Below are 24,484 nucleotides of genomic sequence, written 5' to 3'. Positions count from 1 at the left end.
CTGACCGGTCGTCGCCGGCTGTCGCCACCGTAGCGTTAAAACTGAACTCGATAAAGGTTTGAGCGTGAACGCCGCTACGCTGGTGCGATGACCGCCCGAGCCCCCCGCGGACCCTACGCCAAGACCGCGCGCCGCAAACAGGAGATCCTCGAGGCCGCACTCGACGCCTACGCGGGCGCGGGCGCCTCGGGTGTGACCCTGCGCGAGATCGCCGGACGGGTCGGCCTCACCGAGGCGGCACTGCTGCACCACTTCGGTTCGAAAGACGCCCTGCTGGTCGGAGTGCTCGCCGAACGCGACCGCAGCAGCGACGAACGTCACACCGGTTCGGGTGTCGAACGACTCACCGCCATCGTGCGCGAGAACACCGAGACCCCGGGACTGGTCAAGCTGTTCACAGACCTGGCTGCGGCCTCCTCCGATCCCGCGCATCCCGCCCACGCATACTTCGCCGAACGCTACGCGCGGCTCGCTGAGACCCTCATCGCGGACGAGCCGCGTCTCACCGAGTCGGATGCTCCCTGGGTGGCGAGGATCGTGGCGGCCACCCTCGACGGGCTGCAGGTGCAGTGGTTGCTCGACCCGACGATCGACATGGAGGCGGATGTGCGCCGGCTGGTGGACGTGCTCGTCACCGTGCTGGCGCCGGGCGACGCAAGTTGATCCCCGCGCGCAGGCTCGGCCCGGTGGTCTCGGTCGGTCTCCGTCGGTCTCCGTCGGTCTCCGTCGGTCTCCGTCAGTCTCCGGCACCGACCTGTTCTCAGGAGAGGCGCGCGGCTGAGGGCTGCCGGCTCCTGAATTCAGGTGCCACCGGTCGTCGCAGGCGGGGATGTCCTGAAAACAGGAGGGTGGGGTGGTGAGCGGACGGGTGGTGAGCGGACGGGCGGTGGGCGGACGGGCGGTGGGCGGACGGGCGGGGGCGGCAGCCGGGGCGGAGGGCTGCGGGCGGGTCAGCGCAGGGCGACGCCGTCGGCGAAGACGTGCTGCACGGTCCACTCGTGGTCGAGCAGCACCGCATCCGCCGCGTAGCCGGCGTGGAGCCGGCCCAGCCGATGGTCTTCGCCGAGCACGCGGGCCGGCGTCAGCGTGAGCGCCTCGACCGCGCGCTGCGGGTCGAGCCCGACGAGAGTGACCGCATTGCGCAGGGCCACATCCTGCGTGAGCGTGGAACCGGCGATCGTGGACGTTCCCGAGAGCACCGCGAGGCCATCGCGCACGGTCACGTTGAGGGAGCCGAGGCGGTAATCGCCGTCGCTGGCGCCCGCGGCGGCCATCGCATCCGTCACCAGGGCGACCCGCCCCGGCGCGGCCGTGAACGCCAGCTTGGCGACCATCGGATGCACGTGCAGGCCGTCGAGGATCAGCTCGAGGGTCACCTCGGGGTTCTCGAACGCGGCCACGACAGGGCCGGGAGCCCGATGGTGGATGCCGTTCATCGCGTTGAACGCATGGGTGAGCACACGGGCACCCACCTCGAACGCGCGCGTCGCCTGTTCGAAGTCGGCCTCGGTGTGGCCGATCCCGACCACGACGTCGGCCTCGATGAGCACGCCGATGCTCTCCAAGGCGTTGGGCAGCTCGGGGGCGATCGTGGCCAGGCGCAGCGAGCCTCGGGCGGCGCCGATCAGCTCCTCCACCATCTCCGGGCCCGGCTCGCGCAGGAAGGCCTCATCGTGGGCGCCGCGACGGGCCGGGGCGAGGAACGGGCCTTCGAGGTGCGAACCGAGCACGAGCGGATCGGTCTCGGCGAGGTCGGCGACGATCGAGAGGCTCTCGCGCAGTGCGGCGAGCGGGTTGGCGACATGGCTCACCAGCGAGCGCGTCGTTCCGTGGGCGCGGTGGGTGGCGAGACCCTCGAGCATCTGCTCGGGGCCGTCGTCGAATGGATGCCCGCCACCGCCGTGACAGTGCAGGTCGATGAATCCGGGAGTGAGCCAGTGTCCGCCCGCGTCCACGATCTCGCGGCCAGACCCGTGAGCCGCTGCATGCCAGCCGGTTCCGCTCCCGGTGGCGATGATGACGCCGCCGTCTGCGACGAACCAGAAGTCATCGACGAGCCCGTCCGCATCCACTTTGCGGGCGCTGTGGACGACGAGACCGGTCATGCTGCCCTCCGGCTCATCGGAACTCCGAGCGGGCGTTGATCACACCGCTCACGGTGGCGACCGCGGCGAAGACGATCGCGACGACCGGCTGGCCGAGATCCCACCAAGCGAAGGCGGCGGCGGCCATCACGACGACCTCGACGAGCGCCCGGCCGAACGGGTCGATGCGGAAGACGGCCTTGGGGGAGCGGAACAGCCCCCACAGCACGATGGCGATCACCGGGGCACCGATGCCGATGACGATGTTCCACGGCAGCGGCCAGGCGACGAACCCCCAAAAACCGAGAGAGACGATAGCGAACAGCTCCAGCAGGAACCGGAGGATGCCGTTGGGGCCGATCGTGATGTCGCTCTGGGGTTGCGGGGTGGAGGTCACGAAACCAGTCTAAAGGCGACCGGCCGACGCAGGCCCGGCGTCACCGGAAGATGATCGTTCGCGCCCCGTCCAACAGGACCCTGTCCTCCGCGAACCATTTGACCGCCTGCGTCAGCGTGCGGCTCTCCTCGTCCTGACCGATCGCCACCAGCTCGGCGACGCTGCGCGAGTGGTCGACCCGCACCACGTTCTGCTCGATGATCGGGCCCTCGTCGAGGTCGCTCGTGACGAAGTGGGCGGTGGCGCCGATCAGTTTCACGCCGCGCGCATGGGCCTGGCGGTACGGGTTGGCGCCCTTGAAACCGGGCAAGAACGAGTGATGGATGTTGATGGCCCGGCCGGCGAGGCGCTCGCAGAGCTCCGGGGAGATGATCTGCATGTACCGGGCGAGCACCACGAGTTCGATGTCGTACTGCTCGACCGCCTCCAGGACGCGGGCCTCGAATGCCGCCTTGCCGGCCGCATCCGACACCGGGAGCGCCTCGAATGGCACCCCGTAGAACCCGGCGAGGTCGCGGAGGGAGCCGTGGTTGGAGAGCACCAGCGGAATCTCGATGGGAAGCTGGCCTGCGCGCTGACGGAACAGCAGGTCGTTCAAGCAGTGCGCGGCGGTGGATGCGAGCACCAGCGTGCGCAGGGGACGCCCCACATTGTCGACGTTGTGCACCATGCCGAACTGCTCGACCACGGGCGCGAGCGCGCTCTCGAACTCGTCGCGCGTCGCCTCGGACTCCACCTGCAGCCGCATGAAGAACCGGCCGGTGTCGGTGCTGGCGAATTGCTGGCTCTCGGTGATGTTGCCGCGGGCGGAGACGATCGCGCCGCTCACGGCGTGCACGATGCCGGGTTTGTCGGCGCAGCTGAAGGTGAGCACCCAATGGTTGGGCTGGGGTTCGGTGGGCGAGCTGGGGGAGACGTTCACTCGTTCAGGGTAGCGGGAGTTGCACCCCGCGGCCGGCGAACGGCGTCGCCCCGATTGACGCGCGACGCGCAGTGAAGTTGGATCGGTGCATGACGAGCGTCGACGAAGACAGCCCCGACCGTGCCAGCGCGCCGGCCGCCGGGTTGGGTGTGGAGCTGAACGGTCTGAACACCATCCACGAGAGCGAGCGGACGGGGCGTGCCCGTGACCTCTTCTGGCCGTGGTTCGGGGCGAATGTGTCGGTGTTCGGCCTGAGCTATGGTTCGTTCCTGCTCGGGTTCGGCATCTCGTTCTGGCAGGCGACGATCGTGGGCGTCGTCGGCATCGTCATCTCGTTCCTGCTCTGCGGCTTCATCGCTCTGGCGGGCAAACGCGGGTCGGCGCCGACGATGGTGCTCAGCCGCGCGGTGTTCGGCGTCGAGGGCAACCGGGTTCCATCCGTGCTCTCGTGGCTGCTCACGGTGGGCTGGGAGACGGTGCTCACGGCCCTGGCCGTGCTGGCGACCGCCACCGTGTTCACCCGGCTCGGCTGGGAGGGCGGTGTGCTCACAAAGATCGTCGCCCTCATCGTGGTGGCCGCGCTGATCATCGCGGGCGGGGTCGTCGGCTTCACCCTGATCATGCGGATGCAGAAGGTGATCACCGTCGTCACCGGCGTGCTCACCGTGGTCTACATCGTGCTTGTGCTCGGTCACATCGACCTCGGTGCGGTCGCCGCCCTTCCGGCTGGCGATCTTCCGCACGTGATCGGCGGATTCGTGTTCATGCTCACTGGGTTCGGTCTCGGCTGGGTGAACGCGGCGGCCGACTACTCCCGCTACCTCCCCCGCTCGACACGAAGCCGGGGCGTCGTCGGCTGGACCACGTTCGGCTCGTCGCTGGCCCCGGTCATCCTTTTCGTCTTCGGCGTGCTGCTGGCCGGTTCATCGACGAAGCTGAGCACCGCGATCGCCGCCGATCCGATCGGTGCGCTCGCCTCGCTGCTGCCCACCTGGTTCCTCGTGCCGTTCGTGATCGTCGCTGTACTCGGGCTGGTCGGCGGCGCCGTGCTCGACATCTACTCCTCCGGGCTCGCTCTGCTGAGCGCCGGGCTGCGCGCCCCGCGGTACGTCGCGGCCGGGATCGACGGGGTCATCATGACGGCCGGAGCCATCTTCGTCGTGTTCTTCGCGAGCGACTTCCTCGGCCCGTTCCAAGGGTTCCTCATCACTCTCGGGGTTCCGATCGCCGCCTGGTGCGGGATCTTCGTCGCAGACATCAGCCTGCGCAGGCGCGACTACGCCGAGAAGGAGCTCTACGACCGGCGCGGCCGGTACGGCAGCGTGCGTCGGCTGCCCATCTCCCTCATCGCGCTCGGTACCGCGCTGGGCTGGGGTCTCGTGACCAATACCTCGGCCGGCTGGTTGGCCTGGCAGGGCTACCTGCTCGCGCCGTTCGGTCTCGGCGGGAGGTCGGGCGACTGGGCGTACGCCAACCTCGGGGTCCTCGTCGCGCTCGTCATCGGATACCTGGGAACAGTGCTGTTCGGGCGGGCGTCCATCCGGCGGCAGGAGGAGCGCGGATGACGAGCGGTCGGGCATCCGGCCCGTGTCTTCCGCTAAACTCGTTGGCGGCCGGCGGTGACCGCACGGCCCTGGGCGCGCACATGGGCGCGTAGTCGACCCGCCGTTCCGGTCACGATCGGACCAGCCGGGGAACGCCGTTCGTTGGACAGTTCGCCATGTCTGCCACTTCAACGTCGCCAAATCTCTCCACCCCTCCCTTCCCGTGGGCGGGACTCCTCGCGCTCGCCGCCGCCGTGTTCCTGTCGATCACCGGCGAGACGATGCCCACCGGGCTGCTGCCCGATATGAGCCGGTCGCTCGGGGTGAGCGAAGCGCAGATCGGTCTGCTGGTCACCGTGTTCGCCTTCACCGTCGTGGTCACCAGCACACCGCTCACCGCGTGGACGAAGCATTGGCCCCGGCACGGGATGCTGGTGGGCATCCTCGTCGTGCTGGCCGTCAGCACCCTGCTCACGGCCCTCGCCCCCAGCTACGGTTTCGTGGTGGTCTCCCGCGTGCTGGGCGGCATCGCGCACGGCATGTTCTGGTCGATCGTCGGTGCCTACGCTGGCCACCTCGTGCCGAAGGAGCAGATCGGCCGTGCCGTCTCGATCACCGTCGGCGGCGGAACGCTCGCCTTCATCTTCGGGGTGCCGCTCGGCACTTTCGCCGGGCATGTGTTCGGGTGGCGTGCGGCCTTCGGTATCCTCGCTGTGCTGATGCTCATCGGCGCGGTCGTGGTGTGGAAGGTGCTGCCCGCGGTGGAACGCGAGACGGATGCGCTTCCCCGCCGCCGACGCGGCGAGGCCCGCCCCAAAGACGCGACGGTCGTCGCCGTGGTGATGGTGTGCCTGGTGGCCGCGGTCACCATGATCGGCCATTACACGTTCTACACGTTCGTCGTGCCGTTCCTCACCGATGAGATGGGTATCCCGTCTGCGAATGTGAGCGGGCTGCTCTTCCTCTACGGGGTGGCCGGCGCCGTCGGGCTGGTGATCGCCGGGTCGGTATTCGGTCTGAGGCCGCAGCTGGGGCTGATCCTCGCCCTCGTGGTCACCGGTGCCTCCGTCGCCGCCCTCGCTGTGTTCGCGGCCATCCCGGTACTCGCGATCGGCGCCTTCATCGTCTGGGGGCTCGCCTTCGGCGCCCTGCCGCCCCTGCTGCAGACCCGTCTGCTGCACACCGCATCCCCCGCCTTCCGCGACACGGCGAGTGCGCTCTACACGACCTCGTTCAACGTCGGGATCGGCGGTGGCGCCCTGGTCGGCTCCCTCGTCTTCGGGGCCGGTGGGCTGCTGGCCCTGCCGATGCTCTACATCGCGCTGCTTGTCGCGGCGCTCGTACTCGTGCTCGTCATCGGGCGGATGACGAAGTCCCCTGCGTCCGTCGAGGGGTAGCGCCCGGAGAGGCGGGCCTCAGGCTACGACGATCGGCACCTGGACGAGAAGGCCGCGGCGCGCGCCGTCGATGTAGGCGACGCCGATCATCCGGGGGCCGGTGATGACGGAGTCGTACACATTGCTGGCGATGCCATCGGCGCCGAGGGGCAGAGTGTAGCTGGAGGCGTTCCCGTCAGCGAAGATCCGCACGGTGGCGTTCTGCTGGCCCTGCACCGTGAGCGCGATCTTTCCGGTGGCGCCGTCGGCGGTCAGTGTTGCGGTCTGGATGTGGCCGGTGGTCGCGGCGCTGGCGGGCGAGACGTTGCCGAGCCCATCCGTCTGCTCGGCCGTGAGGGCGTAGTCGGGGGAGACGCCGGTCAGTTCGGGCGTGATCCACGCCCCGCTGCCGTCGGCCGTCACCGTGGTCTGCAGCGTTCCATTGTCGAGGATGCGCACGGTGGCGCCGGGTGCGGCGGTTCCGCTGACGATCGGCGCCAGCAGGTCGGCGGAGGCGTCGGAGCCGGTGTCGACGGCGCTGATGACCGGGGCTCCGACAGAGCGGTCGATGGTCAGGTTGCGCGTCTGCGCCGCGGAGGCGCCGTCGGCCGTCGTCTGGACGAAGCTCACGGTCCAGGGCCCGTCGGTGAGCGCCGAAAGGTCGAGGGTGAGCCCCCAGCGCCCGGCCGCATCCGCCTTTGTGATGCCGACCGTGATCGGTGCGGAGCGGGTACGACCGGAGACGGCGGTGACGGTGATCGTGGCGTCTGGGACGGCGGTGCCGGACGCGTCGAGCGAATGGGCGGCCGTTGTGATGTTCGCGTCGGCGGCCGGGGATGTGACTGCGGGGGCCGCGGGAGGGGTCACCGGCGGCACGATCGGTGGCGTGGTGGGCGGTGCGGTCGTGGGTGGCGCGGCCACCGGTGGGATGGTCGCGGGCGTGGGTGCGCTTCGCGGCGCGGTCGGGGCCACGACCGGGACCACGGGGAGGGTCGGGACCGGTGGCGCCGACGGTGGGGTCGCTGTCGGGGCGGGTGACGCTTTCGGCTGTTGCGGTGTCTCGGGTGCCGGAACGTTGTCGCCGCTGGCCGTCGCGACATCGGAGGTCGGCTCGAAGAATTGCCGGTACAGCTGAGGGCCGAAGACGACGCCGCCGACGATGGCGGCGGCGACGAGAAGGCCCGTGATGGTCAGCCCGGCGGTCGAGGAACCGCTTCCCGAACCGGTCGCGCCGTGAGACGCCGAGGTCGCCGATCCCACTCCGGTCGTGCCCGTGCCCGTGCTCGCTGCGCCGGTCGCGACGACCGTGTGACCGGTGGCACTCGCCGGCATGACGGCCCCGGATGCGCCGAGCGCGTAGCTCACGGAGTTCGCGCCCGTCTGCGTCCAGGCCGCGTAGGCGGCAGCCCCGCCGACGCCGACTGTGAGCGGCAGCAGCACGAGGGCGAGGCGGGAACCGACTTCGTGCGCTTCCGCGGCCACGATCGTGCATTTGGCGCAGGAGGCGAGATGGTCTTCGAGTTTGGCGGTGTCGCGCTTGCCGAGACTCTTGCGGGCGTAGGCGCCCAACCGTTCGGTGGTCCAGCGGCAGTCGGAGTCGGCCGGGGTGGCGGCGATGTGGGCTTGGATCCAGGCCTGGCGCAGTCCTTCGCGCGCCCGGTAGGCGAGGGCGGCGACGGCGTTCGCCTTCATCCCGAGCAGCGGGGCGACATCCTGGGGGGACATCGCCTCGACCTCGCAGTACCAGAGCACCTCCTGCCAGCGGGTCGGCAGGCTGCGGAACGCGGTCGCGGTGAGGGAACGGTCGAGCGCGGCTATGGTGCTCGCCTCGCTGAACGCCGGATCCTCGATCGTCTCCGCGTCGTCGATCGGGGTCTCGTGGCGGGCGCGGCCCCAGGAGGAGGCGATGTTGCGGATCGTGGTGAAGAGGTAGGCGCGGAACGCGGTCGTCGGTCCTTTGCCGGCGGCGATCGCCTGGTAGATCTTGGCGTACGCCTCGGAGATGAGGTCGTCGGCGTCGAACGTGCTCGTGAAGGAACGCGCGACCGTGAGCCCGGCGCGGGCGTGCCGTCGCCAGAGTTCGGCGAACGCCTCGCGGTCGCCGGCGCGGGTGAGCTCGACGAGTTCGGCGTCGGACCGCTCGGGATCAGCGGGCCCGGAATTGTGATTCACACGAGCCCTTTCAGCGCGAGTCGGCAGCCTTCGGGAGTGGCCGCACCACCGCCCCATTCTGCCCGAGATTTGCTGAAAAACGTCTGATATTTCGCACGTTATCCCCGGTGGAAAAAACTTCGAGAAGTCGCGTCATGATCCGGTGATTCCTGCGTCTCTTCCCATGTGACCGTGTTCTTCGAACCGGTTCCGACCCCCGGGCGACGGCCCGTCCGTGGGGTGAGCTGATCATCGACCCGAACCCTGGTCAGCTCCGGTGGGGGATCCGCGGGGGACGGAGCGGAGACAGGTGGGCCGGGCTACGCAGCCCGGCCCGCCTCCCTGCGCCACACGACTTCCTCGGCGACGACCACACCGAACAGGACGACGTTCACGAGCCAGCTCAGGGCCAGCGCCGACAGCAGCGGCCCCGCCACTGCGAGTCCGACCAGAACGACGATGCCGGCCAGGTTGCCGTACAGCCAGCGGCCGCCGACCGCGCGCCGGAACAGCAGATTGCCGAGCAGGTACACGGCCGAAGCTGCGCAGGCGAGCCAGGCGAGCCAGAGACCGGCCGCGCCCGACGGATGCTCGAGGATCAGCCCGTCGGCCACCGCCGCCAGCACGACGCCGAGGATCATCAGCAAGGGGATGTATGTGTACGCCGTCTGGGCGATCATCCCCCGCTCCGGCGCGTTCGAGATGAACTCGCTGCCGCCGCGCTCGCCGTGGTTGAAGTAGAGCAGCCAGAGCAGCACTGTTCCGGCGAACGCCGCGAGGAAGGCGAGCACATGCTCCCCGTCGAGGGGATGTTCGGCGAACGCCGTGCCCGTGACGATGATGGATTCGCCGAGCACGATGATGAGGAAGAGACTGACCCGCTCGGCCATGTGCTCGCCTGAGACGTTCCAGGTGCTCAGCGGCGAGGGTCCGAGCCCGGGCGTCCAGAACCGGATGCGCGGACCGAGATAGTCGATCAGCAGCGCCACCAGCCAGAGCCAGAGCCTGGCCTGTTCCGGTGCGAGGGCGCCGGCGATCCAGAACACACCCGGCAGCACGTGCCACACGGTGATGCGGATGAAATTGACCGCGTGCTCGGGGTGGTCGCGCGCGAAGGCGAGGAAGGTGAAGACGCTCCGGGTCAGCTGCATGAGCACCAGAGAGAAGGCGAACAGCGCGGCCTTGTCGCCGAACGCTTCGGGGATGGCGCTGGAGAGCAACATCCCGAGCAGCATCAGCACGATGAGCAGCCCGCGCACCCACCCGGTCTCGGGGTTGAGCCAGTTGGCCGCCCATGTGGTGAACACCCACACCCACCAGACGGCCGCGGCGAGCATGACAGTGTGCAGGAGGTCGAGGCCGGTCTGCTGGTGCAGCAGGATGTGCGAGAGCTGCGTGATCGCGAAGACGAACACGAGATCGAAGAAGAGTTCGACGTAGGTGACCCGGTGCGCCCCGTGCCCGGTGTCGGGTCGGATGAGGTCTCGAACGAAGCCCACGGATGCCATGCGGTCAGCGTAGCGGGGCCCCACTAGCCTGGAGACATGTGGGTGAAGGTGTGCGGTCTGCGCGATCGGGAGACGGTCGACGCCGCCGTCGGCGCGGGTGCGGATGCGGTCGGTTTCGTCTTCGCGCCGGGCAGCGTGCGCACCGTTCCCGCGGTCGACGCGGCGCCTCTCGTCGCGCACGCCCGGGAGCGCGGCGTGCTCACGGTCGGCGTCTTCCGCAACCAGCCGCTGGCGGAGGTCGTCGCGCTCGCCGAGCTGTCCGGCGTCGCCGTGGTGCAGCTTCACGGCGCCGAGCCGGCCGCCGATCATCGGGAGCTCCGTGAGCGGGGGTGGCCGACCATCCGGGCGATGGCGGCTCGCGACTATGCGCCGGAGCGCGAGGTGGCTCCCCACCCGGCGGACCACCTGCTGCTCGACGCCCCCGAACCGGGCGCGGGGCGGCTTTTCGACGGCGGCGGGCTCGTCGAGCGGCCGCCGAGCCGGGACTGGGTGCTGGCGGGCGGACTGACGCCGGGGAATGTCGCCGAGCGCATCCGAACCCTGCGGCCCTGGGGCGTCGACGTGTCGAGCGGGGTCGAGAGCTCGCCGGGGGTGAAATCCGTGACCTTGGTCAGGGAGTTCGTCCACGCCGCGCAGCAGGGCGAAACCGAGGCACCCCTGTTTTCAACCGAGGCACCCCTGTTTTCAGGTGAATCGCCGCGACGGTGACCAAGCAAGCCTGAATTCAGGGCTGAGCGGTCGTCGCTCGCCGCTGCATCCTGAAAACAGGAGGGGTCCGGGTGGCTGCTAGCGGGGCAGGGGCGCGGGCAGGGGAACGCCGTCCGTCCAGGAGCGGATGACGTGGAAGTCGTCGTCGAGCAAGAGCACATCGGCGGCGTATCCGGGGGCGAGCCGCCCGAGGTCGTGCCCGCGCCCGATCGCCCGCGCAGGGGTTTCGCTGAGGGCTCGCACCGCATCCTCCACAGGGATGCCCACCTCGGTCACGGCGCGTCGCAGGGCACTGTCGAGGGTGAGCGTCGAGCCGGCGATCGATCCGCCCTCGACGAGGCGTGCGACACCGTCGCGCACGGCGACGGCGAGCGAGCCGAGGATGTAGTCGCCGTCGCGGGCGCCGGCGGCGGCCATCGCGTCGGTGATCAGAGCGACGCGTCCCGGGGCGGAGGCGAACGTCATCCGCACCACCTCGGGGTGCACGTGGACACCGTCGTTGATGATCTCGATGGTCACCCCCGGCGTGCGCGTAGCGGCGGCCACGGGGCCGGGCGCGCGGTGGTGGATGCCGTCCATACCGTTGAAGGCATGCGTCAGGATGCTCGCGCCCGCCTCGAAGGCGTCCCGCGTCTGGCGGTAGTCCGCGCCGGTGTGCCCGACCGCGACCGCGACGCCGGCGGAACTGAACGCGCGGACCGCATCCAGCCCCCCGGGGAGTTCGGGGGCGAGCGTGATCTGGCGCAGAGTGCCGTGGGCGGCTTCGAGCAGACGCTCGATGTCGGCGGTGGAGGCGGAGTGGAGCAGGGCCGGGTCGTGGGCGCCCTTGTGGGCGATGTCGAGGAAGGGGCCCTCCAAGTGCGAGCCCAGAACGCGCGGGTCTGTCGCTGTCAGCGACGCGACGGCCGAGACACGCTCGGCGAGCGCATCCACCGGCGCGGTGACGAGCGAGACGACGACCCGGGTCGTGCCGTGCTGCTGGTGGAGGTCGAGGGCCGTCCGGATGCTGTCGGCGCCGTCATCGAAGGCCGCCCCGCCTCCGCCGTGCACGTGGATGTCGATGAACCCGGGGGTGAGCCAGGCGCCGTTGGCGTCGACGACCGACACGGAGGGGTCGTCGGCGATGGCGGAGCGCCAGCCGCCGCCGGAACCGACGTCGGTGGTCGTGCCGGCCTGGAACCGCAGCCAGCCATCGGGGTGGAGGCGCCCGTCGGCGACCAACCGGGCGGAGTGCACGATGGTGGCGCCCGTCATGCGACGATCACCTCGATGCCGTGATCGGCGAACTCGGCCCGCTGCTCGGCGGTGATACCGCTGTCGGTGATCAGGGTGGTGAGGATCTTGGGCCCGCCGAGGGTGGCGAAGGCCTTGCGGCCGATCTTGCTGGAGTCGGCGACGACGATCGCCCGGGTGGCCCGCCGCGCCATGAGCGAGTTGACGCTCGCCTCGCCCTCGTCGTGCACCGTGGCGCCGACGACGGCGTCGATGCCGTTGACGCCGATGAAGGCGATATCCATCGTGATCTTCTCCAGCACGACATCGCTGTAGGGGCCGACGAGCTCGTAGGAGCGGGCGTGGACCACTCCGCCGGTGACGACCGTCTTGATCTGCGGTCGCATCACCAGCTGGGCCGCGATGTTGATCGCATTGGTGACGACGGTGAGATTCGGATGCGGCGACGGCTCCATCAGATCGGGTCGCGACCCGAGCACCGTCGCGACGGCGGTGCTCGTGGTGCCACCGCACAGGCCGACGACGGAGCCGCGCGGAACGAGCGCGCTGGCCGCCTGGGCGATGCGCAGCTTCTCGGGGGCGTGCTGCTCGCGCTTATAGCGGATGGGGAGGTCGTAGGCCACCGACTGGCCGACCGCGCCGCCGCGAGTGCGGGTGAGCAGCTGCTGGGAGGCGAGGGCGTCGAGGTCGCGGCGGGCGGTGGCGGCCGAGACGTCGAGCTTGACGACGATGTCCTCCACCTCGACCTGACCCGACTCGGCGAGGAGGTCGAGCACCGCGTTCAACCGCTCGGCCCTGTTCATCGACGGGCTCGCAGCCGCGTCGTCAACGCTGATGCTTCGATCACGTGTGTGCCCTCCCGGGTGTGGCCGATTCCGTCACAGCGAACAGCGTGAGGAGACGGGCCGCTTCGGCTGCCACCGCGGAACGCCCTTCGCGCAGATATTTGCGCGAGTCGACCACCTCGGGGTTCGCGCTCAGAAAGCGGCGGACGGCGTCGGTGAAGAAGCCATTCAGGTGGGTGGAGACGTTGACCTTGGTGATGCCGGAACGGATCGCCGAGACGATCGTCTCATCTGAGGCCCCGGATGAGCCGTGCAACACGAGGGGAACGGGAACAGCCGCGTGCAGACGCTCGATGAGGTCCAGGTCGAGCGTGGCGGTGCGCTCCGTCATCGCGTGGGAGCTGCCGACGGCGACAGCGAGGGCGTCGACGCCGGTCTCGTCGACGAAGCGGCGTGCTTCGCCGGGGTCGGTGCGCACGCCGGGGGCGTGAGCGCCGTCCTTTCCGCCGATCTCGCCGAGCTCGGCTTCCACGAGGACGTCGTTCGCGTGGGCGTACTCCACCACGCGGATGGTCGCCTCCACGTTCCGCTCATAGTCGAGCTTGGCGCCGTCGTACATCACCGAGCCGAAACCGAGGTCGATGGCCTGTCGGGTGAGCTGCTCGTCTTCGGCGTGGTCGAGGTGCACCGCGACGTTCGCCTGCGATCCGGCCGCCACGGCGAGCGTGGCGCGGGCGATCGGCTCCAGGCCGCCGTGGTACGAGACGCAGTTCTGCGAGATCTGCAGGATGACCGGCAGCCTGGCATCCTCCGCTGCGGCCACGAGTGCTTCGGCCGTTTCGAGGTGGATGACGTTGAACGCGCCGATCCCCGTGCGTCGGGCGGCGGCGGCGTGCAGGAGGTCGGCGGTGGAGACGAGCGGCATCAGTCGGCTTTCTGGGGGTATGGGGTGAGTTCGAGTCGGGTTTCGAGGTCGGCATACGACGGGTCGAGTTCGCCGGCGAGTGGCGCGAGAACGGCCGCCGCCGACCAGGCGGTGGCACGGCTGAGAAGCGTCGCGGGGTCGGTGATGCCGGCTGCCAGACAAGCGGCGACGGCGGCGACACCGGCGTCTCCGGCGCCTGTGGCGTTGCCGTGCAGCGGCTGGGGGAGCGCGGCGCGCAGAGCTCGAGACGGGTTCGAGGCTGGAACAGCGAGCATCCCCTGTTCGCCCAGGGAGACGAGGACGAGCCCGGCGCCCCGCTCGAGCAGGCGGGCCGCGCCGACGATCGGGTCGTCTTCGCCGGTGCTTTCGGCCAGCTCCCTGCGGTTCGGCTTGAGAACGTCGGCGCCCGCTTCGGCCGCGAGCAGCAGACCCGGGCCGGTGGCATCCACGATGCTCGGGATGCCGCAGGTGGAGGCGACGCGCACGAGCCGCGCGTAGAAGTCGATGGGCGCACCGGGCGGGAGGCTTCCCGAGCCGACGAGACAGGTGGCGGCGACGGCGAGCCTGTCAACGGCGTCGTCGAACGCCGTCCACTCTTTCTCGCTCAGGGGGTCGCCGGTCTCGTTGAAGATCGTGGTGAGCCCGCTCGCGCCGTCGACGATCGCGACGCTGCTGCGGGTCGGCGCCGCGACCGGGATCAGCTCATGCGGAAGCCCGCTCGCCTGCAGGTCGTCGGCGAGTCGGAGACCCGCAGCGCCCCCGGCGGTGGTCAGCGCGAACGCATGCCCGCCGGTCTGGGCGATGACGCGGGCGACATTGATCCCCTTGCCCCCGGCGCGCGTGGCCGGAGAGACCCGGTGGGATTCGCCGATGTCGAGGGCGGACACCCGGTAGGTGACGTCGATCGCCGGGTTGGGGGTGACGGTGAGGATCACGCGCCGGCCTCCAGGGGCGTGCGGGTGGCGAGAAGGTCACGCGCACGCAAGGCGGCACCGATCACGCCCGCGTCTTCGCCGATGCTGGCCGGGAGGAGCTGAGGACGGCGGTGGAAGGTGAGGAGCGCGTCGAGTCGCGCGGTCAGGGGCTCGAACAGGGCGGGGCCGGCCTGCGCCAGGCCGCCGCCGAGCACGATCGCCTGGGGGGCGAGCAGGGCGACAGTGTGCGAGAGCCCGAGGGCGAGCGCGTCGAGTGCGCTCTCCCAGACCTCGATCGCATCCTGGTCGCCGGCTCGCGCTCGTTCGAGCACCTCTTTAGCGCCGGAGGCGGCCCGGCCAGAGGCGGCCGTATAGCGGCGGGCGATGGCGGCGGCCGAGGCGACCGCCTCGAGGCAGCCACGGCCGCCGCAGGCGCAGTCGGGGCCGTCGGCCACCCGCGAATGGCCCATCTCGCCGGCCATACCGCCGCCGGCATACAGCTTTCCGTCGACGAAGATCGCGCCGGCGATTCCCGTGCCGATGGCCATGACCACGACGTCGTCGTACGGTGCGGCCGCGCCGAGCCGGTGTTCGGCCTCGCCCGCGCCGCGCACGTCGTGGCTGAACGAGACCGGCAGACCGACGGCCTCCTCCACGCGATCGCGGAAAGGGAAGTCGTGCCAATCGAGATTCTCGGAGAAGATCCCGACACCGGCGACGTCGTCCACGTGGCCAGGGACGAGCAGACCGAGCGCGCGCGGTTCGATCTCAGGATGCTCGGCACGGAACCTGGCGGACAGCTCGGCGACCGCGGCCACCACGGCTTCGGCGGTGTGTTCGCCGTCGTGCGGCGTGTGCCGACGCTCGAGCGCACGGATCGCACCGGCGCCGTCTACCAGAGCGGCTTTCATATCGGTGCCGCCCACATCGAAGGCGAGTACAGCGCCGCCGGCGCCGAGATCGGCGCCGGCAGAAGAGGACGACAGAGGTTTCACGAGGCCAGAATGACAGATCGCGTGAGGTTGCGGGGGCTGTCCGGGTCGAGTTCGAAGCGGCGGGCCCGTGCGAGCGACACCCGCTGCGCCCGGATGAGATCGGCGAGTCCGTCCAGCTGGCTGTTCTCGAAGTGAGCGCCGGTCGCGGCGACATCGTCGGCCAGCCCCTGCGGAGCGTGCCCGAACATCCAGGTCACGCGCCCAGGGGCGGCGATCGCGATGGGGCCGTGGCGGTACTCCTTGGCCGGGTAGGACTCGGTCCACGACTGGGAGGCCTCGCGCATCTTGAGCGCGGCCTCGTGGGCCAGTCCGACAGTCCAGTTGGCGCCGAGGAACGTGTACTGGTCGGCGCCGAGTAGGGCGTCGTCGAGCTCCTCGGAGACAGCGGCCGCTGCGTCGGCGATGGCGGCATCGAGGTTCTCGCCGAGGGAGGCGCGGAGGAAGGCGAGCGCGGTGGTGGCGAAACGGGTCTGAACCACCGACTGCTCATCGGCGAAGGGCAGCTTCACCACCTCGTCGACGAGGTCGACGAGGGGTGTCTGCGGGTCGCCGACGATGCCGATCGTGCGGGTCTTGGCACCGGATGCGCGCACCAGGTCGAGCAGTTCGAGGACCTCGGTCGTGGTGCCCGAGCGGGTGATGGCGACGACGGCGTCGTACTCGCGCCCGGCGAAGATCGACGATCCCGTCGGCGCCTCCGAGGCGGCGAACGCGTCGGTGACGCCGAGTCCGGCGCTCTCGCGGAGCGCGGCGTAGGACTGCGCCATGAACCACGAGGTTCCGCAGCCGACGATGGCGACGCGCTCGCCGGCGGAGGGGAGCAGTTTCTGCTCGTCGCGCAGTTCGGCGGCGCGAGCCCAGGTCTCGGGCTGCGAGCTCAGCTCGGCTTCCATGTGTGCGCCCAGCGTGGATCGTTCCGTCACTGATTCGTCTCCTGTTTCTAAGGGTGGTACTTCAATGATCACTTATGAGCGATAGTGCTGTCTAGTGATCATCTTCAATCGCTCAATTCGGATTGCCGGGTTCTCTGAGCGGCCTGTGTAAACGCCATGTAACGATGTTGGCCTCCCTGCTTGACCGAGGCGAGGGATCGCGCAATGATTCGAGCATCAGATGAATGCAAGTGACGGCTATTGCAACTAATAAGTCACAAAGCATCATTCAAGACGCACTGTCGCGCAGAATGCTCCTCTATCGGCGACGGTCCGTTCCAATCGAGAGTGAGGAAGTCAATGAAGAAGTCTCTGCGATGGGGGGCGGCGATCGCGATCGCGTCGGCCGCCACCATGACACTCGCGTCCTGTGGATTCGGGGGCGGCTCCAACAGCTCGTCCGGCGACGCGAAGACGCTCAACCTGATGGTGGCGAGCTACTCCGACAACACCAAGGCGGAGTGGCAGCAGATCATCAAGGACTTCGAGGCGAAGAACACCGACATCAAGGTGAACCTCGATGTCGAAGCGTGGACCGACATCAACAACGTCATCAAGACGAAGATCCAGGCGAACAAGCAGCCGGACATCCTCAACATCGACGCCTTCGCCGGATTCGAGGCGGACAACCTGCTCTACCCGGCCAAAGACATCGTCGACGCGAAGACCCTCGCCGACTTCCAGCCTGCGTTCGCCAAGAACGCCAGTATCGACGGAACCCAGTACGGTCTGCCGTTCATCGCCTCGGCCCGTGCACTGTTCTACAACAAAGACCTCTTCGCCAAGGCGGGAATCAGCGAACCGCCCAAGACCTGGGACGAGCTGGAAGCCGACGCTACCAAGCTGAAGAACTCCGGAACCGTCGGCTACGGCATGCCGCTCGGTGCCGAAGAGGCGCAGGCCGAGACCGCGATCTGGTTCTACGGCGCCGGCGGGGGATACGGCGACGCGAAGACCCTCACCATCGACAGCCCCGAGAACGTGACCGGCGCCACCGAGATGCAGAAGCTGATCAAGGCGGGCGTCACGGAGCAGAACCCGGGCTCGACGAACCGCACTCCGCTGATGAACGTCTTCATCCAGGGGCAGGTCGGCATGCAGATCGGCCTGCCGCCGATCGTCGGCCAGATCAAGAAGAGCAACCCGAACCTCAACTACGGCATCGCGCCGATCCCCACCAAAGACGGTTCGGCGTTCACCCTGGGTGTCGCCGACCACCTGATGGCGTTCAAGAACAAGACCGACAAGACCGACTCGATCAAGAAGTTCCTCGACTACTTCTACACTCCCGCGGTCTACACCAAGTGGGTCGGAGCCGAAGGCTTCCTGCCCACTACCAAGTCGGGCGCTGAGGAGATGGGAACGGATGCGACGATCAAACCGTTCCTCGACCTGCTGCCGAACGCGAAGTTCTACCCGTCGACGAACCCGAACTGGGCGGCGGCGCAGGGTGCCATCCAGAGCCAGATCGGTCAGCTGGGCCAGGGCGCAGACCCGTCCGCCCTGCTGAAGGCGATCCAGGCGAAAGCCGACGGCAAGTAGCCGCGCCGGCATGAGTCAGACCATCGAAAACACCCGGACGGGGGCGGCCAGCGGCCGCCCCCGTCGCGGGGCGCCACCCCGGCGATCGAGTTCGGGGGCCGGCGACCTCTGGCGTGCCGTTCCGTGGACGCTGCCCGCCCTCATCCTGATCTTCGGCGTCGTGCTGTTCCCCGCCGGCTACATGATCTTCAACTCCACGCGGCACATCTCGCAGGTGGGTGTGGACCAGGGGCCGGCCGGCCTGGACAACTACATCACCGTGCTCTCCCGGCCGGAGCTGCCGGGCATCCTGCTGAACACGCTGGCCTGGGTGGTCGCGGTCGTGATTCTGACGGTCGTGATCTCGCTGGCGCTTGCACAGTTCCTCAACAAGAACTTCCCCGGCCGGCAGTGGGTGCGCATGGCGATCCTCATCCCGTGGGCGGCCAGTGTGGTGATGACGACGACCGTGTTCGTCTACGGCCTCGACCCGTTCTACGGCATCATCAACAAGTTCCTGGTGGATGTGCACATCCTCGCGGAACCGTTCGGGTTCACCAAGGAGCCGCTCCCCGCCTTCCTCTCCTCGATCGCGATCGCCGTGTTCGTGTCGCTGCCTTTCACCACCTATACGCTACTCGCCGGGCTCGCCGGCATCCCGGGTGACATGCTCGAGGCGGCGAAGATGGACGGGGCTGGATCGGTGCGCACCTACTTCGGTGTCACCCTCCCCAACCTGCGGAACGCGGTCGCACTGGCCAGCCTGATCAACATCATCAATGTGTTCAACTCGTTGCCGATCCTCAAATTGATGACCGGCTCGATCCCCGGCTACAAGGCGGACACGACCACCACCTACGTGTTCAAACTCTTGCAGGGGGAGCAGCGCATCGACCTCTCCAGCGCCCTCAGCGTGATCAACTTCCTGATCGTGCTGGTGGTCGTCGCGCTCTACCTCTGGATCGTCAAGCCGATGAAGGAGGTCTCGTGACCGCGCCGGCCACCACCCTCGCCGCACCCGTGCGGCCGCCGCGCCCCCGCAGATCGGCCGGCAACCGCTTCTCGGGTCGAATCGTCGGGCGGATGGTCGCCGGTCTGGTGATCGCGCTCATCTTCGTGGCGCCGTACCTGATCATGCTGGTCGGCTCGCTGAAGAGCCGCAACAACATCCTCGCCGTGCCGCCCACCTATCTGCCGACCAGTTGGCATCCGGAGAACTACATCACGATGTGGTCGACGCCGGAGACGCCGCTGCCTGAGAACCTCATCTCCACGATCGTGATCTCGGTGTTCGCGACGGCCCTTGTGCTCGTCGTCTGCGTTCCGGCCGCCTACTACACGGCCCGGTTCCGGTTTCCGGGGCGCGGGGTGTTCCTCTTCCTCGTGATCGTCACGCAGATGCTGCAGCCGACCGTGCTCGCCACGGGCCTCTTCAAAGAGATGGTGGCGCTCGGCCTGAATGACACCTGGCTGGCGATGATCCTCATCAATGCGGCGTTCAACCTCGCGTTCGCGATCTGGATCATGCACAACTTCTTCGCCGGCGTGCCGAAGGAGGTCGACGAGGCAGCCCAGCTCGACGGTGCAGGCAAATGGTCGGTGCTGTTCCGCGTGCAGCTGCCCCTGGTGTGGCCGGGAATCGTCACCGCGATCATCTACACCTTCGTGGCGTCGTGGAACGAGTTCGCGGCGAGCCTGGTGATCCTGTCGACGGACGCGAACCAGCCGCTCTCGGTGGCCCTCACGAAGTTCGTGGGGCAATACGACGCGGCCTGGCAGTACGTGTTCGCGGTGTCGATCGTGGCGATCATCCCCGTCGTGGTGCTGTTCATGCTCATCGAGAAGCGTCTCGTGGGCGGTCTCACGCAGGGCAGCGTCAAATAGGACCGGTTCGCAGGCGACCGCGCGTGTGGCGCGATGCGGTCGCCTGCGAGCCGTAGCGAGCCCAGGTCTCCGCGGTGCCGTGGCTCGTGCGCGACGGCTGCCGACTCGGCGTACCATCGGTTCCGGGCTTCCGACGTACACGCAGACCGGAGTGGGCAGACTGAGGATCATGAGTGTGAGGGAACGACTCGGCGAACTTGCCGGCGGGGCGTCGTCGCCGTTGCGCATCCGGGTGGCCGGACGGGACGCCCGATGGTGGGTCGTCGTCCTCGTCGTCTATGCGTCGTCGCGGGTGCTGACCACCGCGCTGATGCTCACCCTGTTCCTCGTCGCGACCGCCGAGCACTGGCCGTTCGCGAGTTCACGCGCCGACCCCACCTTCTTCACGTTCTCCGGATCGTGGGATGCGTCGTACTACCGGCGGATCGCCGAGCAGGGGTACCCGACCACCATCCCCACCGACGACGCCGGCAACGTCGTGCAGAACGCCTGGGCGTTCCTCCCACTTTTCCCGTGGATCGCGCGCGGAGTGATGGCTGTCAGCGGGCTCGGGTTCTACCCGGCCGGGGTCATCGTGGCGACCCTGTTCGGCGCCGCTGCCACGCTCGTGCTCTACCGGCTCGTCGCCTCGCGGGTCGGCGCCACGAGCGGACTGTGGGCGGCCGTGCTCTTCAGCTTCGGCCCTCTCTCATTCGTGTTGCAGATCGCATATGCCGAGAGTCTGTTCTTCTTCCTGATGTTCGCCGCACTCTGGGCCATCATGGCGCGCAGCTACTGGTGGGCGCTGCCACTCGGGGTCGCTGCCGCATTCACCAAACCGGGGGAGCTCGCGCTGCCGCTGGCACTGGGTGTCATCTTCCTCGTGCGGATCGTGCAGCAGCGGCGCGCGGCGCAGGCGGGGCCGGATGCCGTGGCAGCGGTCGAACCGTTCCCGCTGCGCCAGAAGGTCGCGATCGTCGTGACCGGGGCGGTGACCGCTGCGGCCGGACTGGTCTGGCCGCTGATCGCCTCCGCCGTCACCGGCTTCCCCGACGCGTATCTGCAGACGGAGCTCTCGTGGTGGACGGGCTTCATCGGCCGGGTGTCCTTCATCCCGTTGACGCCGTGGTTCCTCTTCACCTGGAAGTACGCGAACGTGCTCGGTGTGCTGCTGGTCGTCGCCGCCATCTTCGGTTTCAGCTGGTTGCTCAGCCGCCCATCGGTCCGGGTGCTCGGGCTCGAAGTGGTGGCCTTCTCGGCGAGCTACGGCCTCTACCTGTTCGCCGTGTTCCTCCCGCAGCAGAGCCTCTTCCGACTGCTGATGCCTCTGGCGCCGCTCGCCGGCGCCCCCGCGCTCACCCACAATCGGCGTGCGCGGATGATCGTGCTCATCGTCGGCATCGCCCTGCAGCCGGTGGCATTGGTGCTGCTCTGGTACCTCGGCTACCCCTGAGCCTGCGGGAGCGGGCCCGTCAGGCCGAGACCGTGTCTCGCCACGGCACCCCGGGCACCCGGCGGAACGCGATGCCCGCGGCGGCCCAATGCTCGCCGAGCGCAGCGAGACGGTCGGCGAAATCGGCGAAATCACGGGCGGATTCGACCGCCTCGGTGTCGGCCGGCGCCACTGACCACGCGACCTCGGCGACCGCGGCGAGACGGGGGAAGACCATCTCTTCGACATCCTCGACCGTCGCCATCGTCTCGGTCCACAGCGGCGCCTCGACACCGAGGAGGTGGGAGTCGCCCAGACCGGCAACGATGCGCGCCGGATCCCATACGAAGGCCGAACGGAGCTCGGTCGGGCCGTCAGCCCAATCCTGGCCGAGACGGTCCCCGTCTTCGTAGACGATGTCGAGATACGACACATCGGCCGGGGACATGATCACGGCGCCGCCCTGCCTCACGAAGGAGAGCGTCTCATCGCCGGACGAGCCGCGCGGGGTCAGGAAGTCCCAGTACTGGCCGACGGTACCGCTCGGCAGGTTCTCACTCTTACCCATTTCATGCCACCCGACGGCCGTCTTGCCCTGAGAGGCCACCAGGGCGGAAGCGTGGGCGATGAAGCCGAGGAAATCCTCGGAGGAGGTGCTCAGGCATTCGTCGCCGCCGATGTGCAGGTAGGGACCGGGAGTGAGGGCTGCCACCTCACCGATCACATCGGCGAGGAAACGGTCGGTGGTCGGGTCACCGGTCTGCAGAGTGCTGAAGCCGACCTTCGAACCCGTGTACAGCTCCGGAGCGACACCCGACGGATTCAATTCCGGGTAGGAGGCGAGCGCGGCATTGGTGTGGCCCGGCATATCGAGCTCGGGAACGATCGTCACATGCCGCTCGGCGGCATACGCGACCAGGTCGCGGAACTCGCTCTGGGTGAAGAACCCGCCGGGACTGCCGTCGCTGCCGGTCGACCCGCCGTGCGCGGTCAGGTTCGGCCAGCTCTCGATCTCGATACGCCAGCCCTGGTCGTCTGTGAGGTGCAGGTGCAGGTGATTGACCTTGACCAGCACGATGGCGTCGATGAACCGTTTGACCGCATCCGGGCCGAAGAAGTGGCGGGCGACATCGAGCATCGCCCCGCGGTAGCCGAAACGGGGGTGGTCGCGGATGCTCAGCGGCGCGATCGTCAGCGGATCCGTCGCGCACTCCACCGGCACGAGCTGCCGCAGGGTCTGCACGCCCCAGAACGCCCCGGCCGCGGTGGCGGCGCCGATGCGGACACCCTCGGCCGTGACGGTGAGACTGTACCCCTCGGCACGGTGCTCCTCGGCGACCTCGTCTTCGGCGATGACGATCGCGATGTCGCCGTAGACCGGCGGCTCGTGCACGACCGTGAGGTCGCGGCGGCAGTCCGAGGCGAGCTCGGCCATGAGCAGGCCGGCGACCTCGGCGGCGCCCGGACCGGCGACGCTGATGCGGGCGGTCGGCGCCAGTGTGAACGGGGCGCCGTCACGCGTTTCGGCCGACACCGGCTGCGGAATCACGGACACTCGCTGGTTCGCGGACACGCGTTCTCCTTCTGCTGGGTAAGAGCTTTGGGGGTGGCGGCCGACGCTGCCCGCCCGCGGGACGGCCACCAGCGAGTATTGCAGGGGTCCTAACGAATCGGCAAGGTCTCGACCTCCGAGCGGGTTTTGCTATGCTTGGCGGCGTCGCGACTGGCGCTCAAATGGTCACCATTGGGAAGCGACACATGCCTTTGATCAGCGGGGGCGGAATCGGCCGCGCGCCTGGGTCGATACGGATTTCTGTCCCCCTCCCTGTCCTAAGGAGCCAGTTTTGACTGACGCACTTCCCTCCAGCTTCACCGCGCCCCTCTCCGAGGTCGACCCGGAGATCGCCGAGGTCCTCCAACTCGAACTCGGCCGCCAGCGCGACTACCTCGAGATGATCGCCTCCGAGAACTTCGTGCCGCGCGCGGTGCTCGAATCCGTGGGCTCGGTGCTCACCAACAAGTACGCCGAGGGCTACCCCGGCCGTCGGTACTACGGCGGCTGCGAGTATGTCGACATCGCCGAGCAGCTCGCGATCGACCGGGCGAAGAGCCTGTTCGGCGCCGAGTACGCCAATGTGCAGCCGCACTCGGGCGCCAGCGCGAACGCTGCCGTTCTGTCGGCGATCGCGACGCCGGGCGACACCATCCTGGGACTGGAACTCGCTCACGGCGGCCACCTCACCCACGGCATGAAGCTGAACTTTTCGGGCAAGCTCTACAACGCTGTTTCGTATGGTGTCGACCCGGAGACCTTCCTCGTCGACATGAACGTGGTGCGCGACAAAGCCCTCGAACACAAGCCGCAGGTCATCATCGCGGGCTGGTCGGCCTACCCGCGGCACCTCGACTTCGCCGCGTTCCGCGCCATCGCCGACGAGGTCGGCGCGAAGCTCTGGGTGGACATGGCGCACTTCGCCGGTCTCGTGGCGGCGGGACTGCATCCCTCTCCCGTCCCCTTCGCCGATGTCGTGAGCTCGACCGTGCACAAGACGATCGGCGGGCCCCGCTCGGGGTTCATCGTCGCGCGCGACATGGAGCTGGCGAAGAAGCTCAACTCGAACGTGTTCCCGGGCCAGCAGGGCGGCCCGCTGATGCACGTGATCGCCGCGAAGGCGACGGCGTTCAAACTGGCCGCGACCGATGAGTTCCGTGACCGGCAGGAGCGAACCATCCGCGGTGCGCAGATCCTGGCGGCCCGCCTCACCGCCGAAGACTCGAAGGCCGGCGGCGTCGATGTGCTCACCGGGGGCACCGATGTGCACCTGGTGCTCGCCGACCTGCGCAACTCGCCGCTCGACGGCCAGCAGGCCGAGGATGCGCTGCACGAGGTCGGTATCACCGTCAATCGCAACGCCGTGCCGTTCGACCCGCGTCCGCCGATGGTCACCTCCGGTCTGCGCATCGGAACGCCGGCGCTGGCCACCCGTGGCTTCGGCGACGTGGAGTTCACCGAGGTCGCCGAGGTCATCGCGGCGGCGCTGAAGCCGGGCGCCGATCTGCCGGCGCTGCGAGCCCGAGTCGGTGCGCTGACGGCCGCCTTCCCGCTCTACCCTGGCCTGACCCCGTCCGGTCAGGACGCCTTCCCGGTCGAGCTGCCCTCCTCGATCTGATCCGATCCGTCATCGAGTCCAGAG

Annotated in this window: 21 protein-coding genes and 1 riboswitch; of the genes, 9 read left to right on the top strand and 12 right to left on the bottom strand. The window is 68.8% G+C overall.

All coding sequences use genetic code 11. The features are described from left to right. The first annotated feature begins 87 nt into the window (after nt 1–87). On the top strand, nt 88–663 hold the full coding sequence (locus K5L49_RS07720; RefSeq protein WP_223691701.1) for a TetR/AcrR family transcriptional regulator: 576 nt from the start codon (nt 88–90) through the stop codon (nt 661–663). Between the two features lie 287 nt (nt 664–950). Here K5L49_RS07720 and nagA (K5L49_RS07715) read toward each other — a convergent pair whose 3' ends face one another. The 3 genes from nagA (K5L49_RS07715) to purU are packed head-to-tail and all read right to left on the bottom strand — an operon-like array spanning nt 951 to nt 3,403. Next, a complete protein-coding gene (gene nagA, locus K5L49_RS07715; RefSeq protein WP_223691699.1) occupies nt 951–2,105 on the bottom strand; it encodes an N-acetylglucosamine-6-phosphate deacetylase in 1,155 nt (384 codons plus the stop codon). A gap of 13 nt (nt 2,106–2,118) precedes the next feature. Then, nucleotides 2,119–2,481 (bottom strand): YrdB family protein, encoded by a 363-nt coding sequence (locus tag K5L49_RS07710; RefSeq protein WP_223691697.1) that lies wholly within the window; start codon nt 2,479–2,481, stop codon nt 2,119–2,121. A 40-nt stretch (nt 2,482–2,521) separates the two neighbouring features. Then, nucleotides 2,522–3,403, bottom strand: a complete 882-nt coding sequence (gene purU, locus K5L49_RS07705) for a formyltetrahydrofolate deformylase (protein WP_223691695.1) — start codon at nt 3,401–3,403, stop codon at nt 2,522–2,524. Between the two features lie 89 nt (nt 3,404–3,492). Here purU and K5L49_RS07700 point away from each other — a divergent pair, with 89 nt between their 5' ends. Further along, a complete protein-coding gene (locus K5L49_RS07700) occupies nt 3,493–4,968 on the top strand; it encodes a purine-cytosine permease family protein (RefSeq protein WP_223691694.1) in 1,476 nt (491 codons plus the stop codon). A 155-nt stretch (nt 4,969–5,123) separates the two neighbouring features. Then, nucleotides 5,124–6,344, top strand: coding sequence for an MFS transporter (locus tag K5L49_RS07695; RefSeq protein ID WP_223691691.1), 1,221 nt, complete (start codon nt 5,124–5,126; stop codon nt 6,342–6,344). Nucleotides 6,345–6,362: 18 nt separating this feature from the next. Here the strand turns inward: K5L49_RS07695 and K5L49_RS07690 are convergent, their stop codons facing one another. Together K5L49_RS07690 and K5L49_RS07685 are read right to left on the bottom strand one after the other, a co-directional pair. Further along, nucleotides 6,363–8,495, bottom strand: coding sequence for a sigma-70 family RNA polymerase sigma factor (locus tag K5L49_RS07690; protein ID WP_223691689.1), 2,133 nt, complete (start codon nt 8,493–8,495; stop codon nt 6,363–6,365). 299 nt (nt 8,496–8,794) lie between these two features. Beyond that, nucleotides 8,795–9,982, bottom strand: a complete 1,188-nt coding sequence (locus tag K5L49_RS07685) for a low temperature requirement protein A (RefSeq protein WP_223691688.1) — start codon at nt 9,980–9,982, stop codon at nt 8,795–8,797. A 36-nt stretch (nt 9,983–10,018) separates the two neighbouring features. Between K5L49_RS07685 and K5L49_RS07680 the strand changes: the two genes are divergently transcribed. Continuing rightward, nucleotides 10,019–10,690, top strand: coding sequence for a phosphoribosylanthranilate isomerase (locus K5L49_RS07680; RefSeq protein ID WP_223691686.1), 672 nt, complete (start codon nt 10,019–10,021; stop codon nt 10,688–10,690). Nucleotides 10,691–10,768: 78 nt separating this feature from the next. On the opposite strand, the gene nagA (K5L49_RS07675) is transcribed toward K5L49_RS07680, so the two are convergent. From nagA (K5L49_RS07675) to K5L49_RS07650, 6 genes are read right to left on the bottom strand one after another with little or no spacing between them, the layout of a single operon-like run. Continuing rightward, entirely contained in the window at nt 10,769–11,944 is a 1,176-nt protein-coding gene (gene nagA, locus K5L49_RS07675; protein ID WP_223691684.1) for an N-acetylglucosamine-6-phosphate deacetylase, read from the bottom strand. After that, nucleotides 11,941–12,726 carry a DeoR/GlpR family DNA-binding transcription regulator gene (locus K5L49_RS07670; protein WP_223691682.1) on the bottom strand — a complete coding sequence of 262 codons (786 nt, stop codon included), beginning with the start codon at nt 12,724–12,726 and terminating at the stop codon, nt 11,941–11,943. Before K5L49_RS07670 ends, nagA (K5L49_RS07675) begins: the two co-directional genes overlap by 4 nt. Nucleotides 12,727–12,766: 40 nt before the next feature. After that, nucleotides 12,767–13,633 (bottom strand): class II fructose-bisphosphate aldolase, encoded by an 867-nt coding sequence (locus K5L49_RS07665; protein WP_223691680.1) that lies wholly within the window; start codon nt 13,631–13,633, stop codon nt 12,767–12,769. Beyond that, nucleotides 13,633–14,568, bottom strand: coding sequence for a 1-phosphofructokinase family hexose kinase (locus tag K5L49_RS07660; RefSeq protein ID WP_223691678.1), 936 nt, complete (start codon nt 14,566–14,568; stop codon nt 13,633–13,635). Before K5L49_RS07660 ends, K5L49_RS07665 begins: the two co-directional genes overlap by 1 nt. Next, nucleotides 14,565–15,542: an ROK family protein gene (locus K5L49_RS07655; protein ID WP_223691676.1), complete on the bottom strand. Its 978-nt coding sequence runs from the start codon at nt 15,540–15,542 to the stop codon at nt 14,565–14,567. The genes K5L49_RS07660 and K5L49_RS07655 overlap by 4 nt, the downstream gene beginning before the upstream one ends. Next, nucleotides 15,539–16,435 (bottom strand): SIS domain-containing protein, encoded by an 897-nt coding sequence (locus tag K5L49_RS07650; RefSeq protein ID WP_223695262.1) that lies wholly within the window; start codon nt 16,433–16,435, stop codon nt 15,539–15,541. The genes K5L49_RS07655 and K5L49_RS07650 overlap by 4 nt, the downstream gene beginning before the upstream one ends. 339 nt (nt 16,436–16,774) lie before the next feature. Here K5L49_RS07650 and K5L49_RS07645 point away from each other — a divergent pair, with 339 nt between their 5' ends. From K5L49_RS07645 to K5L49_RS07630, 4 genes are all read left to right on the top strand, one after another. Then, a complete protein-coding gene (locus tag K5L49_RS07645; protein ID WP_223691674.1) occupies nt 16,775–18,016 on the top strand; it encodes an extracellular solute-binding protein in 1,242 nt (413 codons plus the stop codon). 10 nt (nt 18,017–18,026) lie between these two features. Then, nucleotides 18,027–18,986 (top strand): carbohydrate ABC transporter permease, encoded by a 960-nt coding sequence (locus K5L49_RS07640; protein ID WP_223691666.1) that lies wholly within the window; start codon nt 18,027–18,029, stop codon nt 18,984–18,986. Beyond that, nucleotides 18,983–19,879 carry a carbohydrate ABC transporter permease gene (locus K5L49_RS07635; RefSeq protein ID WP_223691664.1) on the top strand — a complete coding sequence of 299 codons (897 nt, stop codon included), beginning with the start codon at nt 18,983–18,985 and terminating at the stop codon, nt 19,877–19,879. The genes K5L49_RS07640 and K5L49_RS07635 overlap by 4 nt, the downstream gene beginning before the upstream one ends. Nucleotides 19,880–20,048: 169 nt before the next feature. Next, the gene (locus K5L49_RS07630; RefSeq protein WP_223691656.1) at nt 20,049–21,311 is read left to right on the top strand and encodes a hypothetical protein; all 1,263 of its coding nucleotides are present in this window, start codon (nt 20,049–20,051) and stop codon (nt 21,309–21,311) included. Between the two features lie 19 nt (nt 21,312–21,330). Here K5L49_RS07630 and K5L49_RS07625 read toward each other — a convergent pair whose 3' ends face one another. After that, nucleotides 21,331–22,863: a beta-N-acetylhexosaminidase gene (locus K5L49_RS07625; RefSeq protein WP_223691655.1), complete on the bottom strand. Its 1,533-nt coding sequence runs from the start codon at nt 22,861–22,863 to the stop codon at nt 21,331–21,333. Nucleotides 22,864–22,999: 136 nt separating this feature from the next. Then, nucleotides 23,000–23,098, top strand: a riboswitch (ZMP/ZTP riboswitch). Between the two features lie 36 nt (nt 23,099–23,134). Here K5L49_RS07625 and glyA point away from each other — a divergent pair. Beyond that, nucleotides 23,135–24,460 carry a serine hydroxymethyltransferase gene (glyA, locus tag K5L49_RS07620; protein ID WP_223691653.1) on the top strand — a complete coding sequence of 442 codons (1,326 nt, stop codon included), beginning with the start codon at nt 23,135–23,137 and terminating at the stop codon, nt 24,458–24,460. Nucleotides 24,461–24,484: the final 24 nt, after the last annotated feature.

This window comes from Leifsonia poae (assembly GCF_020009625.1).
GTDB lineage: Bacteria > Actinomycetota > Actinomycetes > Actinomycetales > Microbacteriaceae > Leifsonia > Leifsonia poae_A.
The sequence above is the reverse complement of the archived record's forward strand: the minus strand, read 5'-3'. Positions and strand labels throughout refer to the sequence as shown.

Bases quoted from the DNA above. Each gene is read 5' to 3' on its own strand.
- nagA (WP_223691684.1), bottom strand. From the start codon at position 11,944: ATGACGGGCGCCACCATCGTGCACTCCGCCCGGTTGGTCGCCGACGGG.
- K5L49_RS07700 (WP_223691694.1), top strand. From the start codon at position 3,493: ATGACGAGCGTCGACGAAGACAGCCCCGACCGTGCCAGCGCGCCGGCC.
- K5L49_RS07695 (WP_223691691.1), top strand. From the start codon at position 5,124: ATGTCTGCCACTTCAACGTCGCCAAATCTCTCCACCCCTCCCTTCCCG.
- nagA (WP_223691699.1), bottom strand. From the start codon at position 2,105: ATGACCGGTCTCGTCGTCCACAGCGCCCGCAAAGTGGATGCGGACGGG.
- K5L49_RS07630 (WP_223691656.1), top strand. From the start codon at position 20,049: ATGAGTGTGAGGGAACGACTCGGCGAACTTGCCGGCGGGGCGTCGTCG.
- K5L49_RS07645 (WP_223691674.1), top strand. From the start codon at position 16,775: ATGAAGAAGTCTCTGCGATGGGGGGCGGCGATCGCGATCGCGTCGGCC.
- K5L49_RS07665 (WP_223691680.1), bottom strand. From the start codon at position 13,633: ATGCCGCTCGTCTCCACCGCCGACCTCCTGCACGCCGCCGCCGCCCGA.
- K5L49_RS07720 (WP_223691701.1), top strand. From the start codon at position 88: ATGACCGCCCGAGCCCCCCGCGGACCCTACGCCAAGACCGCGCGCCGC.
- K5L49_RS07650 (WP_223695262.1), bottom strand. From the start codon at position 16,435: ATGGAAGCCGAGCTGAGCTCGCAGCCCGAGACCTGGGCTCGCGCCGCC.
- K5L49_RS07670 (WP_223691682.1), bottom strand. From the start codon at position 12,726: ATGAACAGGGCCGAGCGGTTGAACGCGGTGCTCGACCTCCTCGCCGAG.
- K5L49_RS07685 (WP_223691688.1), bottom strand. From the start codon at position 9,982: ATGGCATCCGTGGGCTTCGTTCGAGACCTCATCCGACCCGACACCGGG.
- K5L49_RS07680 (WP_223691686.1), top strand. From the start codon at position 10,019: ATGTGGGTGAAGGTGTGCGGTCTGCGCGATCGGGAGACGGTCGACGCC.
- K5L49_RS07640 (WP_223691666.1), top strand. From the start codon at position 18,027: ATGAGTCAGACCATCGAAAACACCCGGACGGGGGCGGCCAGCGGCCGC.